Origin of the sequence: Streptomyces sp. Go-475, assembly GCF_003330845.1 — a bacterium.
Taxonomy (GTDB): Bacteria; Actinomycetota; Actinomycetes; order Streptomycetales; family Streptomycetaceae; genus Streptomyces.
On the sequence record NZ_CP026121.1, the window covers coordinates 1,698,274 to 1,712,500 of the forward strand.

At 70.7% G+C, this 14,227-nt stretch carries 12 protein-coding genes and 2 rRNA genes (1 of these 14 cut by a window edge); 2 read left to right on the plus strand and 12 right to left on the minus strand.

Going from position 1 to position 14,227, the window contains the following annotated elements; translation table 11 throughout:
* Positions 1 to 147: 147 nt before the first annotated feature.
* From recN to C1703_RS07760, 4 genes are all read right to left on the minus strand, one after another.
* Positions 148 to 1,866, minus strand: a complete 1,719-nt coding sequence (gene recN, locus C1703_RS07745; RefSeq protein ID WP_114251196.1) for a DNA repair protein RecN — start codon at positions 1,864 to 1,866, stop codon at positions 148 to 150.
* 154 nt (positions 1,867 to 2,020) lie between these two features.
* Complete coding sequence (locus C1703_RS07750) at positions 2,021 to 2,926, minus strand: NAD kinase (protein ID WP_114251197.1); 906 nt, start codon at positions 2,924 to 2,926, stop codon at positions 2,021 to 2,023.
* Positions 2,923 to 3,738, minus strand: coding sequence for a TlyA family RNA methyltransferase (locus tag C1703_RS07755; protein ID WP_114251198.1), 816 nt, complete (start codon positions 3,736 to 3,738; stop codon positions 2,923 to 2,925). Before C1703_RS07755 ends, C1703_RS07750 begins: the two co-directional genes overlap by 4 nt.
* Before the next feature lie 7 nt (positions 3,739 to 3,745).
* Positions 3,746 to 4,030: a hypothetical protein gene (locus C1703_RS07760; protein ID WP_114251199.1), complete on the minus strand. Its 285-nt coding sequence runs from the start codon at positions 4,028 to 4,030 to the stop codon at positions 3,746 to 3,748.
* Positions 4,031 to 4,072: 42 nt separating this feature from the next.
* Between C1703_RS07760 and C1703_RS07765 the strand changes: the two genes are divergently transcribed.
* Positions 4,073 to 4,420, plus strand: coding sequence for an SCP2 sterol-binding domain-containing protein (locus tag C1703_RS07765; RefSeq protein ID WP_114251200.1), 348 nt, complete (start codon positions 4,073 to 4,075; stop codon positions 4,418 to 4,420).
* On the opposite strand, the gene C1703_RS07770 is transcribed toward C1703_RS07765, so the two are convergent.
* The 4 genes from C1703_RS07770 to C1703_RS07785 all read right to left on the minus strand — a co-directional run bounded on the left by C1703_RS07770 (position 4,404) and on the right by C1703_RS07785 (position 8,548).
* Complete coding sequence (locus tag C1703_RS07770; RefSeq protein ID WP_114251201.1) at positions 4,404 to 5,333, minus strand: ABC transporter ATP-binding protein; 930 nt, start codon at positions 5,331 to 5,333, stop codon at positions 4,404 to 4,406. The genes C1703_RS07765 and C1703_RS07770 overlap by 17 nt on opposite strands.
* The gene (locus C1703_RS07775; RefSeq protein WP_114251202.1) at positions 5,330 to 6,370 is read right to left on the minus strand and encodes an iron chelate uptake ABC transporter family permease subunit; all 1,041 of its coding nucleotides are present in this window, start codon (positions 6,368 to 6,370) and stop codon (positions 5,330 to 5,332) included. The genes C1703_RS07770 and C1703_RS07775 overlap by 4 nt, the downstream gene beginning before the upstream one ends.
* Positions 6,367 to 7,410: an iron chelate uptake ABC transporter family permease subunit gene (locus C1703_RS07780; protein ID WP_114251203.1), complete on the minus strand. Its 1,044-nt coding sequence runs from the start codon at positions 7,408 to 7,410 to the stop codon at positions 6,367 to 6,369. Before C1703_RS07780 ends, C1703_RS07775 begins: the two co-directional genes overlap by 4 nt.
* 106 nt (positions 7,411 to 7,516) lie before the next feature.
* The gene (locus C1703_RS07785) at positions 7,517 to 8,548 is read right to left on the minus strand and encodes an HAD hydrolase-like protein (protein WP_114251204.1); all 1,032 of its coding nucleotides are present in this window, start codon (positions 8,546 to 8,548) and stop codon (positions 7,517 to 7,519) included.
* 72 nt (positions 8,549 to 8,620) lie between these two features.
* Here C1703_RS07785 and C1703_RS07790 point away from each other — a divergent pair, with 72 nt between their 5' ends.
* Positions 8,621 to 9,913 (plus strand): DUF1015 domain-containing protein, encoded by a 1,293-nt coding sequence (locus tag C1703_RS07790; RefSeq protein ID WP_114251205.1) that lies wholly within the window; start codon positions 8,621 to 8,623, stop codon positions 9,911 to 9,913.
* 54 nt (positions 9,914 to 9,967) lie between these two features.
* Here C1703_RS07790 and C1703_RS39205 read toward each other — a convergent pair whose 3' ends face one another.
* The 4 genes from C1703_RS39205 to C1703_RS07805 form a co-directional block, all read right to left on the minus strand.
* Positions 9,968 to 10,705 carry a tetratricopeptide repeat protein gene (locus C1703_RS39205; protein ID WP_198678408.1) on the minus strand — a complete coding sequence of 246 codons (738 nt, stop codon included), beginning with the start codon at positions 10,703 to 10,705 and terminating at the stop codon, positions 9,968 to 9,970.
* The gene (locus C1703_RS39210; protein WP_198678497.1) at positions 10,597 to 11,667 is read right to left on the minus strand and encodes a hypothetical protein; all 1,071 of its coding nucleotides are present in this window, start codon (positions 11,665 to 11,667) and stop codon (positions 10,597 to 10,599) included. Before C1703_RS39210 ends, C1703_RS39205 begins: the two co-directional genes overlap by 109 nt.
* Before the next feature lie 223 nt (positions 11,668 to 11,890).
* Positions 11,891 to 12,007: ribosomal RNA gene (gene rrf / locus C1703_RS07800) — 5S ribosomal RNA — on the minus strand.
* 105 nt (positions 12,008 to 12,112) lie between these two features.
* Positions 12,113 to 14,227 (minus strand): 23S ribosomal RNA (locus tag C1703_RS07805); it runs 1,006 nt beyond the window's last position.

The window sequence follows — 14,227 nt, forward strand, 5'->3', positions numbered from 1 at the left end:
GCCAAGGATGCCAGGACATACGGGGGTTCCGGGAACGCCCGAACCCCGGCGGCGCGACCGTGCGGCGCGGCAGCGGGGGAATGCGCCGGGCCGGGTCACCCACACGAGTGAAGTTGGGCGACCCGCCCGGCCTGGTCCACCCGTCGGCTACAGGTCCGCCCGGGCCGTCGCCAGCAACTCCTCCGCGTGCGCCCGGGCCGTCTCCGAGTCCTCCTGGCCGGCGAGCATCCGGGACAGCTCCCGCACCCGGTCCTCCCCTTCCAGGACCTTGACGCCGGAGCGGGTCACGGACCCGTCGTTCGTCTTCTCGACCAGCAACTGCCGGTCGGCGAAGGCGGCCACCTGCGGCAGATGCGTCACGACCACGACCTGCGCGCTCTTCGCCAGGCGCGCGAGCCGCCGGCCGATCTCGACCGCCGCCTTGCCGCCGACCCCGGCGTCGACCTCGTCGAAGAGGTACGTCGGCACGGGATCCGTCCCCGCGAACACGACCTCCACGGCCAGCATCACGCGGGACAGCTCACCGCCGGAGGCGCCCTTGGCGATCGGCCGGGGCGGCGCGCCCGGGTGCGGGGCCAGCAGCAGCTCCACCTCGTCCACACCGGCGGGCCCGTAGGCGACGGGCCGCCCGCCGACCTCCACGCCGTCGGGGTCCTCGGTCTGCCGGATGTCGAAGGACACGCGCGCGTGCGGCATGGCCAGCGAGGCCAGTTCGGCGGTCACGGCGGCGGCGAACCGCTCGGCGGCCTCCGTCCGCGCGTCCGTCAACGCCTGGGCGAGCCCGCCCAGTTCGGCACGGAGCGCGTCCCGCTCGGCGGTCAGCTCCCCGATCCGCTCGTCGTCGCCGTCGAGTTCGGTCAGCCGGGCCGCGCCGTTCTCCGCCCAGGCCAGCACGGCGGCGATGTCCTCGCCGTACTTCCTGGTCAGCCCGGTGAGCGCGGCCCGCCGCTCCTCGACGGCCGCCAGCCGCAGCGGATCGGCGTCCAGGTCGTCGGCGTACCCGGCCAGGTCCCCCGCCGCGTCGCGCAGCAGGATCCCGATCTCGCCGATGCGGTCGGCGAGCGCGGCCAGCGCCGGGTCGTGCGACCGTACGGCGTCCAGGGCCCGCTGGGCGCCCGCGACGAGCGTCCCGGCGTCGACGCCCTCGGGGTCCTCCGGATTGCCCGCCAGGGCGGCGTGCGCGGCCGCGGCGGCGGACGCCAGGGCCTCGGCGTGCCCGAGCCGCTCGGCCTCCTCGGCCAGCTCCACGTCCTCACCGGCCCGGGGCTCGACGGCGGCGATCTCGTCGAGGCCGTAGCGCAGCATGTCGGCCTCCTGGGCCCGTTCCCGCGCGCGCGTGGTGATCTCGTCGAGCTCGGCGGAGACGGCCCGCAGCCGCTTGTACGCCTCGCCGTACTTGGCCAGCGGCACGGCGACCGCGTCGCCCGCGTACCGGTCGAGCGCCTGCCGCTGCCGGGACAGCTTGAGCAGCCCCTGCTGGTCGGTCTGCCCGTGCACGGCCACCAGCTCGTCGGCGAGCTCGGCCAGCACGCCCACGGGCACGCTGCGTCCACCCAGGTGCGCTCGGGAACGCCCCTCGGCCGAAACGGTACGGCTGATCAGCAGGGCCCCGTCGTCGAGCTCGGCCCCGGCCTCCTCGGCGCGCAGGGCGGCCGTGTCGTCCGGGGAGACGGTGATCCGACCCTCCACGACGGCCTTCCCGGCCCCGGTCCGTACGAGCGCCGGGTCGGCCCGGCCGCCCAGCAGCAATCCCAGGCTGGTGACCACCATGGTCTTGCCCGCACCCGTCTCACCGGTGACCGCGGTGAACCCCGGCGACAGCTCGACGACGGCGTCGTCGATCACACCGAGCGACCGTATCCGCATCTCCTCCAACACGGACACGACCTTACGAGGTCCGGGCCACGGATTGCGACTGGCCTGCCTCTGTCACCCACGAGAGTGGATCGTGGTTCAGGGGCGCGGGGAACTGCGCGACCAGCCACAGGCGGCCCGCACCCGCCGACAGCGAGCAACCACGCTAATGAGGAGCCCCGCGCCACCCGGAAACAGGCAGCGCGAACTTCGCCACCAGCCGGTCGGTGAAGGACGCGTGGTGCAGCCGAGCCAGCCGCACCGGCACGGCCCCGCGCCGCACCTCGACCCGCGCCCCCGGCGGCAACTCCACGGTCCGCCGCCCGTCACACCACAGGACCCCCGGCGGAATGTGGGGCAGAACCTCCACAGCCAACACAGAATCCGGCGATGTCACGAGCGGCTTCGCGAACAGCGCGTGCGCGGAGATCGGCACCATCAGCAGCGCCTCGACCTCCGGCCACACCACCGGCCCGCCCGCCGAGAAGGCGTACGCGGTCGACCCGGTCGGAGTCGACAGCACGATCCCGTCACAGCCGAACCCGGTCACCGGCCGCCCGTCGATCTCCAGGACGACCTCCAGCATCCGCTCGGCGGACACCTTCTGCACGGCCGCCTCGTTCAGCGCCCAGTCCGTGTGCACGATGTCCCCGTTGCGGTGCACCACGACGTCGACGGTCATCCGCTCCTCGACCTCGTACGCCTTGGTCACCACCCGGTCGACGACCTTGTCGAGGTCGTCCCGCTCGGCCTCCGCGAGGAACCCGACCCGCCCCAGGTTGACGCCGAGCATCGGCACGCCCGACGCCCGCGCGAACTCCGCGCCGCGCAGGAGCGTGCCGTCGCCGCCGAGCACGATGAGCAGCTCGCAGCCGTCGAGGCACTGCGGGGTCGCCTCCTTGACCAGCTCCACCTCGTCCGGCAGCGGCAGGTCGCGCGCCTCGGCCTCCAGGACGCGGACGCCGAGGCCGGAGCGCAGCAGCCCCTTCACGACGAGCTCGGCACTGCGCACGGCGGCGGGCCGCCCCGTGTGGGCGAGCAGGAAAACAGTACGAGCTCGGTTCTCGGTCAACGCGGCCCCTCCGCCACTGCACGGTCAACGTCGGCCGGGTCCAGTTCCGGTGCCCCGGCCCGCAGCCACAAGAAGTATTCGACATTCCCCGACGGCCCGGGCAGCGGACTGGCCGTCACGCCCTTCGCGCCGAGCCCCAGGCCCCAGGCCTTCTCGGCCACCCCCCGGACCGCTTCGGCCCGCAGCTGGGGGCTGCGTACGACTCCCCCGCTGCCCAGCCGCTCCTTCCCCACCTCGAACTGCGGCTTGACCATCATCACCAGGTCGGCGTCCGGCTTCACGCACCGCACCAGGGCGGGCAGGACCAGCCCGAGCGGGATGAAGGACAAATCCCCCACGACAAGATCCACAGGCTCCCCATCGATCGCTTCAAGCGTCAACTCGCGTACGTTCGTACGGTCCTTGACGGTGACGCGTTCATCGTTCTGAAGGGACCAGGCGAGTTGTCCGTATCCGACGTCGACGGCGACGACGTGGGCGGCGCCCGCGCGCAGCAGGACGTCGGTGAAACCGCCGGTGGACGCGCCGGCGTCGAGCGCCCTGCGCCCCTCGACGGTCAGCCCCTGCGGCACGAACGCCTCCAGCGCGCCGGCGAGCTTGTGGCCGCCGCGCGAGACGTAGTCGGGGTCGTTCTCGTCGGCCGCGACGACGATCGCCGCGGCCGTCTCCACCTGCGTGGCGGGCTTGGTCGCGACGGTCTTGCCGACGGAGACGCGCCCGGCGGCGATCAGCTGGCCGGCATGCTCACGCGAGCGCGCGAGCTTCCGGCGGACCAGCTCCGCGTCCAGACGGCGGCGTGCGACTCCTGCCACGTTCGGTTCAGCTCCTCGGTCCAGGCGGCGAGGGGGGCGCCGGAGGTCCCGGGCGTACGTCGAGCGCGGTCAGCGCGTCGCGCAGCCCCCGGTGTACATCCTCGTACACCTCGAGGTGCCCGTCCGTGGCGAGGTGGTCCGCGTCACCGAGCCGGTCCAGGGCCGCGTCCACGTCGGCGTCGCCGGTGGGGGTGCGGGGCACGTTCAGGGGAGCGGGGGCGGCGGGGTCGTACGCCTCGTGCGTGGCTTCTTCCTCCGCCACCGCCGGGGTCTCGGGAACTGCGTCGTCCATGCCCCGACGCTACCGCGAACGGCTGCGGTACCGTCGAGCGCGATGGCCACGATCGAGGAGTGCCGCAGCGCACTCGACAAGCTCTCGGACAACATGCAGCGCGCCGAAGGGGACGCCCGCGAGGCCGCGGCCCTGGACCGCTCGGTGAGCTGCCACATCACGGACCTGGACGTCACCTTCGCCGGCCGGATGCGGGGCGGGCGGATCGAGGTGCACGACACGGTGCCGGGGCCGCCGCCCGGCAAGGCCGAGATCAGACTGGCCATGACCGGCGACGACCTGGTGGCCCTGGTCGACGGCGAGCTGAACTTCGCCGCCGCCTGGGGCTCGGGCCGGGTGAAGCTGCACGCGGGGCTGCGGGACCTGCTCCGCCTCAGGAAGCTTCTGTAGCGGCGACCTTCTCCGCGCGGGCCTCGGACTCCGCCCCCGCCGCGTCCCTGATCCGGGCCTTCCGCGCCGCCGGCACGATCAGCGGCGTGCCCGTCTCCGGGTCGTCGATGACCTGGCAGCGCAGCCCGAAGACCTCCTCTACCAGCTCGGCCGTGACGATGTCGTTCGGCGCGCCCTGCGCGATGACCCTGCCCTCGCGCAGGGCGATGAGGTGGGTGGCGTAGCGGGCGGCGTGGTTCAGGTCGTGCAGCACGGCGACGAGCGTGCGCCCCTGCTCCTCGTGCAGCTCCGCGCACAGGTCCAGCACGTCGATCTGGTGCTGGATGTCCAGGTACGTCGTCGGCTCGTCGAGCAGCAGCAGCGGGGTCTGCTGGGCTAGCGCCATGGCGATCCACACCCGCTGGCGCTGGCCGCCGGACAGCTCGTCGACGTAGCGGTCGGCGAGCTCGGCGACGCCGGTCTGCCGCATGGACTCCTGGACGACCCGCTCGTCCTCGGTGGACCACTGGCGCAGGATGCCCTGGTGCGGGTAGCGGCCCCTGCCGACGAGATCGGCGACGGTGATGCCGTCGGGCGCGATGGACGACTGGGGGAGCAGGCCGAGGGTGCGCGCGACCTTCTTCGCGGGCATCGACTGGATGACCTGCCCGTCGAGCAGCACCCGGCCCTCGCTCGGCTTGAGCATCCGCGACAGCGCCCGCAGCAGCGTCGACTTGCCGCACGCGTTGGGGCCGACGATCACGGTGAAGGAGTGGTCGGGTATCTCCACCGACAACTGCTCGGCGATGACCCGCTGGTCGTAGGCGAGGGTGACGTTCTCGGCGGACAGACGGTTCACGGTGCTCCTTCGGTTGTTCAGCCCGCTGCTGATGCTGCGCTCGGCGTTCGTGCCCACGCCGGTGCCGGTGCTCATATCCGCCCCGCCCTGCGTTCGGTGACCAGCAGCCACAGCAGGTAGACACCGCCGAGCACGCCGGTGACCACGCCCACGGGCAGTTGCTCGGCGCCGAACGCCCGCTGCGAGGCCCAGTCGGCGGTGACCAGCAGCGCGGCGCCCATGCACAGGGACGGCAGCAGGTTCGGGCCGGGCGAGCGGGTCAGGCGCCGGGCCAGTTGCGGCGCGGTGAGCGCCACGAAGCTGACGGGGCCGGCGGCGGCGGTCGCGGACGCGGTGAGCAGCACGGCCGCCACCATCAGCAGCAGCCGCACGCGCTCCACCCGCACGCCGAGGGCGTACGACACGTCGTCGCCCATCTCCATCAGCCGCAGCCCGCGTGCGTTGACGAGGACGAGCGGCACGAGCACGGCGCACAGCGCGAGCAGCGGCCAGACCTGGGCCCAGTCACGGCCGTCGAGGGACCCGGTCATCCACACGACGGCGCGGGCCGCGTCCACCAGGTCGGACTTGGTGAGCAGATAGCCGTTGACGGCGGTGACGATCGCGGAGACGCCGATGCCGACCAGCACCAGCCGGTAGCCGTGCACGCCCCGCTTCCAGGCGAGGACGTAGATGGCGAGCCCGGTCGCCAGGCCGCCCACGAGCGCGCCGACGGCCACCTCGTTCGCGCTGCCGGAGAACAGCACGATCACCGTGAGCGCGCCGGCCGCCGCGCCCTGGCCGAGGCCGAGCACGTCCGGACTGCCCAGCGGATTGCGGGAGATGGACTGGAACAGCGCGCCGCCGAGTCCGAGCGAGGCGCCGACCAGCAGCCCGACCAGGACCCGCGGCAGCCGCAGTTCGTTGACGATGAACTCCTGGCCCGCGTTGCCGTCGCCCACGAGCGTCCTGAGCACGTCGGCGGCCGGGATCGGGAAGTCGCCGGTGCCGATGAGCACGACACTGGCCACGAGCGCCGCGACCAGCAGCAGGAGCACGACGGTGAAGGCCCGTACGTCCAGGCGCACGGAGAGCCCGCCGGGGGTCCGCAGAGCACGGTTGGTGGTCTTCACAGCTGCGCCGTCCTCCGCCGTCGTACGAGGTAGATGAACACCGGTCCGCCGAGGATCGCGGTGACGATGCCCACCTGGAGTTCCGAGGGCCGGGCCACGATCCGGCCGATGACATCGGCGCCGAGCAGCAGCACGGGCGACAGGATCGCCGCGTACGGCAGGATCCAGCGCAGGTCGGGCCCGGTGAAGGAGCGCACGACGTGCGGCACCATCAGCCCGACGAACACGATCGGCCCGCAGGCTGCGGTCGCGGCCCCGCACAGCACGGTCGCGGCCAGCATGGACAGCGCCCGCGTCCGGTTGAGGTCGGCGCCGAGCGCCTTGGCGGTGTCGTCGCCCATGGCCATGGCGTTGAGCGGCCGGGCGAGGGCCAGCGCGAGGACCATGCCGGCCAGCAGGAACGGCAGGACCTGCGTGATGGTCGAGTCGTTCGCCGCGGACAGCGAACCGATCGTCCAGAAGCGCATCTTGCCGAGCGCCGCGTCGTCCATGATCATCACGGCTTGGAGGTAGCCGTAGAGCGCGGCGCTGATCGCCGTGCCCGCGAGGGCGAGCCGTACCGGTGTCGCGCCCCGGCTGCCGCCGAGGAACCAGACCAGCGCCCCGACCGCGGCCGCGCCGAAGAACGCGAACCAGACGTAGCCGCTGAGCGAGGTGATCCCGAGGTACGTGATGGCCGTGACGACCGCGGCGGACGCGCCCGCGTTGATGCCGAGCAGTCCGGGATCGGCCAGCGGATTGCGGGTGAGGGCCTGCAGGACCGCCCCGGCCAGGCCGAGCGCGGCACCGGCGAGCAGCCCGAGCACGGTCCGCGACAGCCGCTCCGCGACGACGACGTCGCCGTACGTCCCCGCATCCTCGAACAAGCCGTGCCAGACCTGCCCGAGGGACAGCTCTTTCGCTCCGATCGCGATGCTCGCCAGCGCGACGAGCACGAGGATCGCGACGGACAGGAGCAGCCCGAAGGCTCGTACCGCCCGTCGGGTCGGGGGCGCGGGGGCAGTCTCCGCGCGCTGTTCAGGGGGACTCTCGACCAACACGCAGTTAGGTTAGCCTACCCTCGCATTCGATCACGATGTCGGATCCTGACGGCTCCTGGGACGCCTCGCTCCAGCGTGCCCGCGATCCCTCACATCCAACCGGCCGTCAGAACCCCAGCCGCGCCAGCGCCTTGGCCCCGTCCAGCTCGCACCCACCGTCGCCGGCTGCCGTCCAGGCCACCGCGCACAAGGCGCGCAGGCCGTCCAGGGCTTCGCCGTCCCCGTCGAGCTCCAGGCGGTCCGCGCCGGCCGTCGCCGTCCAGCCTCCGCACCGGAACCCGCCGTCGCCCACGGCGACGACGTCCGGCTGGCCGCTGAGCATCCCGCGCAGGTCGGCGTCCACATAGGTCGGCCGGTGCTGCGGCGGCGCGGCCAGCAGCTGCGCCCCGTCGGTCACGCCGGTCAGGACGAGCAGCGAGTCGACCTCTCCGTTGAACGCGCCCTCGATGTCCGTGTCCAGCCGGTCCCCGACGACCAGCGGCCGCTCCGCCCCCGTCCGCAGGATCGTCTCCCGGTGCATCGGCGGCAGCGGCTTCCCCGCGACCTGCGGCTCGGCGCCCGTGGCGATCCGGACGACCTCCACCGCCGCGCCGTTGCCCGGGGCGATGCCGCGCCCGCTCGGAATCGTCAGGTCGGTGTTGGACGCGAACCAGGGCACGCCCCGCGCGACGGCATAGGATGCCTCGGCGAACCGGCCCCAGGGCAGCTCGGGCCCGCCGTATCCCTGCACCACCGCCGCCGGATCGTCGTCCGCCGACTCGACGGGCACCAGCCCGCGCTCGCGCAGGGCCACCCGCAGCCCCTCCCCGCCGACCACCAGCACCCGGGCGCCCTGCGGCACTTGCTCGCTGATCAGCCGCGCGACCGCCTGCGCCGAGGTGATGACGTCGTCAGCGCCCGTGGGTATTCCCAGCTCGGTCAGATGCTCGGCCACCGTGCCGGGGGTGCGCAGCGCGTTGTTGGTGACGTACGCCAGCCGCATCCCGCCGGCCCGGGCCGCCGCCAGCGACTCGACCGCGTGCGCGATCGCGCTCCCGCCCGCGTAGACCACGCCGTCCAGATCGAGCAGCGCCGTGTCGTACGCCTCGCTCAGGGCCTGCCCACTGCCCTCGGGCCTCGTCCTGACGCTCCGGCTCATCCCGCATCGCTCCTCGTTCGACGGCTTTCCCCCGATCATCCCCCATGCCACTGACACCCGTACGATGCCGGGATGAACACAGCAGGTCACTCGGCGGCAACGGCGCACCGAGGCCTGGAACTCACCCCGTTCCGAGGCCTTCGTTACGACCCCGACCGGGTCGGCAGCCTTGCCGCCGTCACATCTCCGCCGTACGACGTCGTGGTCCGCCCCGACGGCCTGCACCACCTCGAGTCCTCCGACCCGCACAACATCGTCCGCCTGATCCTCCCCCAGGCCGCCACGCCCAGCGCCCGCAACGAACAGGCCGCCGTCACGCTGCGCCGCTGGCTGTCCGAGGGCGTCCTGACCACCGACCCCGACCCCGGCCTGTACGTCTACGAGCAGCGCGACGGCGACGGCATGCTGCAGCGCGGCATCATCGGCGCGCTGCGCGTGTCGGACCCCGCCGAGCAGGTGGTCCTGCCGCACGAGGACGTCATGCCGCACGTCGTCGCCGACCGCGCGGCCCTCATGCGGGCCACCTCCGCGAACCTCGAACCGCTGCTGCTGACCTACCGCGGCGACGACTCGGCGACCGCCACCGCGGACCTGATCGAGCGCACCGCCGACCGGCCTCCGCTGCTCGCCACCACCACGGAGGACGGCTTCAGCCACCGCCTGTGGTCGCTCACTTCCCCCGCCGACGTGGCCACGATCCAGAGGGACCTGGCCCGCCACCAGGCACTCATCGCCGACGGCCACCACCGCTGGGCGACCTACCGCCGCCTCCGCGCGGAACACCCCTCCCCCAGCCCCTGGGACCACGGCCTGGTCCTCCTGGTCGACACGGCCCGCTACCCCCTCCGGGTCCGCGCCATCCACCGCCTGCTGCACGGCCTGCCGGTCGACGCCGCCGTGGCCGCCCTGGACGGCCGCTTCCGCGTCCACCGCCTCGACGTCCCGCTGCCCGAGGCCCTGGAGGCACTGGCGGACGCGGCCTGCGCGGGCAACGCGTTCCTGCTGGCCGGCGACGGTTCCTTCCACCTCGTCGACCAACCGGACCCGGACCTCCTGGCCCGCACGGTCCCCGCCGACCGCCCCGCCGCGTGGCGCACCCTCGACGCGACGGTGCTGCACACCACGCTCCTCGACCACGTCTGGCACATCCCCGAGGACTCCCCCGACCGCGTCGCCTACATCCACGACACGGCCGCCACGGTCGCGAAGGCGGAACGCGACGGCGGTACGGCGGTGCTGATGCACCCGGTCCGCGAGGAGGTCGTCCGCGACCTGGCCCGGCAGGGCGTGACGATGCCCCGCAAGTCCACGTCGTTCGGCCCGAAGCCGGCGTCGGGCCTGGTCCTGCGCGCACTCGACCTCTGACACGCGTGAGGGGCGGACCCCGGTCGGGTTCCGCCCCCTCTACGTCACCTGACGTCAGTCCTTCTCCTCCGAGGACACGTCCCCGCTCTCACTCGCACTCTCGTTCTCGTCCTCGGCGAGGGCGTCCACGAACTCCACCCCGTCCAGCTCGGCGAGCCGGTCCGAGGCGTCCGTGCTGCCGTCCCGGTCGGCCTCGACGGCCTTCGCGAACCACTCCCGCGCCTCGCTCTCCCGCCCGGCGGCCAGCAGCGCGTCGGCGTACGCGTACCGCAGCCGCGCGGTCCAGGGCTGCACGGAGTTGGAGGCCAGCTCCGGGCTCTGCAGCGTCACGATGGCCGCGTCCAGCTGCCCCATGTCCCGCCGCGCACCGGCAGCGACGAGCCGCATCTCGACCTGCCCGGCCTTGTCGAGCTTGTGCACCTCGGGCGCGCCGGCCATGTCGAGCGCCTTCTCGGGCCGCCCGAGCCCACGCTCGCAGTCGGCCATGACGGGCCACAGGTCGATGTTCCCGGTCATCCGCTTGGCGGCCCGGAACTCGGCCAGCGCCTCGCCGTACTTCTGGTTGGCGTACGCGGCGAACCCGGCGGCCTCGCGCACGGCGGCGACCCGCGACGCCAGCCGCAGCGCGATCCTGGAGTAGGCGTAGGCGCCCTCGGGGTCCTCGTCGAGGAGCCGCGCGACCATCACCAGGTTCCTGGCGACGTCGTCCGCGAGCGTCTTGGGCAGGCTCTGCAGCTCCTGCCGCACGTCCTTGTCGATCTCGTCGCCCGTGACGTCCTCGGGGATCGGCAGCCGCTTGATCGGCTCCCTGTCCCGCTCGCGCTCCTCACGGAACCGGCCGCCGCCCCGCCTGTCGTCGCGCCTGTCGTCACGGCCCCGGAAGCCCCCGGGCCGCCCACCGCGGTCGTCGCGCCGGGGCCCGCGCCCGCCACGGTCGTCCCGGCCGCGGAAGCCGCCGCGATCGTCACGGCGGTCACCGCGGTTGTCGTCGCGCCGGAACTCACCGCGATCGGTGCGAGGTCCGTCATCGCGGCGGTAGCCGGTACGCCCGCCCCGACCGCTGTCGTCGCGCCGGAAGCCGCCACGGTCCCCGCGGTCGTCACCACGGCGCTCGTCCCGCCCACGGAAACCGCCGCGATCGTCACGACGGTCGTCCCGCCGGTCATCACGCCGGTCGTCCCGCCGGAAGCCGCCACGATCCCCGCGCTCGTCGCTACGGAAGCCACGGTCACGGTTGTCGCGGCGCTCGCCACGGTCGTCACGGCGGGGGAATCCACCGCGGTCACCCTCGCGCCTGTCGTCACGACGGTCGTCGCGCCTGTCATCCCGACGGTCGTCACGGCGATCGTCACGGCGGTCGTCCCGTCGGAAGCCACCGCGCGGCCCACGGTCGTCTCCCCGGCGGACATCGCTACGGCGATCGTCGCGCCGGCCGTAGCCACCGCCGCGGTTGTCGTCGCGGCGGTTGTCGTCGCGACGGAAGCCACCACGGTCGTCACGGCGGTCGTCCCGGCGCTCGCCACGGTCGTCGCGCCGGAAGGCGGGGCGGTCACCGCGATCGTCGCGGCGGAATCCACCCCGGTCACGGTCGTCTCGGCGCGGCCCGCGGTCACGGTCGTCGCGCCGGCCGTACCCGCCACCACGGTTGTCGTCACGCCGGAAGCCACCGCGGTCGCCCCGGTCGCCTCGGTCCCCCCTGTCGCCTTCGCGACGCCCGTAGCCACCACGGTCGCCGTCGCGGCGGAAGCCGCCACGGTCGCCACGGTCTCCGCGCTGTCCGCCGCGGTCGCTCCGGTCCCCCTCCCGTCGCCGCTGGTCGCGCTCCGGTCGGTCGTCGGGAGAGTTGGTGGACATGGTGACTCCTGTCTTCGGTACCGCAAGTCATTCTCGCGCAGCCGGGTGCCCAGCGCGCAGTGCAAAACAAAAGGACCCCTGGTCCCAGCTGAACGCTGGTGACCAGGGGTCCTTCCAAAGATTGTTCGGCGGCGTCCTACTCTCCCACAGGGTCCCCCCTGCAGTACCATCGGCGCTGTAAGGCTTAGCTTCCGGGTTCGGAATGTAACCGGGCGTTTCCCCTACGCTATAACCACCGAAACCCTAATGGTTTCGAGCGAACAAGCACACTCTTCAATTGTTTGTTCTGCTCAAAGCCGACAACTGTTCGTTGTCTCAGAACTAACACAGTGGACGCGAGCAACTGAGGACAAGCCCTCGGCCTATTAGTACCGGTCAACTCCACACGTTACCGTGCTTCCATATCCGGCCTATCAACCCAGTCGTCTACTGGGAGCCTTACCCTCTCCAGGAGGTGGGAGTCCTCATCTCGAAGCAGGCTTCCCGCTTAGATGCTTTCAGCGGTTATCCCTCCCGAACGTAGCCAACCAGCCATGCCCTTGGCAGAACAACTGGCACACCAGAGGTTCGTCCGTCCCGGTCCTCTCGTACTAGGGACAGCCCTTCTCAAGACTCCTACGCGCACAGCGGATAGGGACCGAACTGTCTCACGACGTTCTAAACCCAGCTCGCGTACCGCTTTAATGGGCGAACAGCCCAACCCTTGGGACCGACTCCAGCCCCAGGATGCGACGAGCCGACATCGAGGTGCCAAACCATCCCGTCGATATGGACTCTTGGGGAAGATCAGCCTGTTATCCCCGGGGTACCTTTTATCCGTTGAGCGACGGCGCTTCCACAAGCCACCGCCGGATCACTAGTCCCGACTTTCGTCCCTGCTCGACCCGTCGGTCTCACAGTCAAGCTCCCTTGTGCACTTACACTCAACACCTGATTGCCAACCAGGCTGAGGGAACCTTTGGGCGCCTCCGTTACCCTTTAGGAGGCAACCGCCCCAGTTAAACTACCCATCAGACACTGTCCCTGATCCGGATCACGGACCCAGGTTAGACATCCAGCACGACCAGACTGGTATTTCAACGACGACTCCACCTGAACTGGCGTCCAAGCTTCACAGTCTCCCAGCTATCCTACACAAGCCGAACCGAACACCAATATCAAACTGTAGTAAAGGTCCCGGGGTCTTTCCGTCCTGCTGCGCGAAACGAGCATCTTTACTCGTAGTGCAATTTCACCGGGCCTATGGTTGAGACAGTCGAGAAGTCGTTACGCCATTCGTGCAGGTCGGAACTTACCCGACAAGGAATTTCGCTACCTTAGGATGGTTATAGTTACCACCGCCGTTTACTGGCGCTTAAGTTCTCAGCTTCGCCCAGACGAATCTGAGCTAACCGGTCCCCTTAACGTTCCAGCACCGGGCAGGCGTCAGTCCGTATACATCGCCTTACGGCTTCGCACGGACCTGTGTTTTTAGTAAACAGTCGCTTCTCGCTGGTCTCTGCGGCCACCCCCAGCTCAGGGCGCAAAGCCCGTCACCGGATGTGGCCCCCCTTCTCCCGAAGTTACGGGGGCATTTTGCCGAGTTCCTTAACCATAGTTCACCCGAACGCCTCGGTATTCTCTACCTGACCACCTGAGTCGGTTTAGGGTACGGGCCGCCATAAAACTCGCTAGAGGCTTTTCTCGACAGCATAGGATCATCCACTTCACCACAATCGGCTCGGCATCAGGTCTCAGACTATTGCCAGGCGGATTTGCCTACCTGACGTCCTACACCCTTACCCCGGGACAACCACCGCCCGGGCTGGACTACCTTCCTGCGTCACCCCATCACTCACCTACTACCAGATCGGGTCACCGGCTCCACCACTTTCCTTTCCCCGAAGGGTCCGGAACGGCTTCACGGGCTTAGCATCACTGGATTCGATGTTTGACGCTTCACAGCGGGTACCGGAATATCAACCGGTTATCCATCGACTACGCCTGTCGGCCTCGCCTTAGGTCCCGACTTACCCTGGGCAGATCAGCTTGACCCAGGAACCCTTAGTCAATCGGCGCACACGTTTCTCACGTGTGAATCGCTACTCATGCCTGCATTCTCACTCGTCAACCGTCCACAACTCGCTTACACGGCTGCTTCACCCGGCAGACGACGCTCCCCTACCCATCACGATCCCCGTTGGGGGTATATATCGCAATGACACGACTTCGGCGGTACGCTTGAGCCCCGCTACATTGTCGGCGCGGAATCACTAGACCAGTGAGCTATTACGCACTCTTTCAAGGGTGGCTGCTTCTAAGCCAACCTCCTGGTTGTCTCTGCGACTCCACATCCTTTCCCACTTAGCGTACGCTTAGGGGCCTTAGTCGATGCTCTGGGCTGTTTCCCTCTCGACCATGGAGCTTATCCCCCACAGTCTCACTGCCGCGCTCTCACTTACCGGCATTCGGAGTTTGGCT

Excerpts from the sequence above, each read along its gene's own strand:
- recN (WP_114251196.1), bottom strand. The coding sequence starts at position 1,866 with ATGCGGATACGGTCGCTCGGTGTGATCGACGACGCCGTCGTCGAGCTG.
- C1703_RS07760 (WP_114251199.1), bottom strand. The coding sequence starts at position 4,030 with ATGGACGACGCAGTTCCCGAGACCCCGGCGGTGGCGGAGGAAGAAGCC.
- C1703_RS07765 (WP_114251200.1), top strand. The coding sequence starts at position 4,073 with ATGGCCACGATCGAGGAGTGCCGCAGCGCACTCGACAAGCTCTCGGAC.
- C1703_RS07770 (WP_114251201.1), bottom strand. The coding sequence starts at position 5,333 with ATGAGCACCGGCACCGGCGTGGGCACGAACGCCGAGCGCAGCATCAGC.
- C1703_RS07785 (WP_114251204.1), bottom strand. The coding sequence starts at position 8,548 with ATGAGCCGGAGCGTCAGGACGAGGCCCGAGGGCAGTGGGCAGGCCCTG.
- C1703_RS07790 (WP_114251205.1), top strand. The coding sequence starts at position 8,621 with ATGAACACAGCAGGTCACTCGGCGGCAACGGCGCACCGAGGCCTGGAA.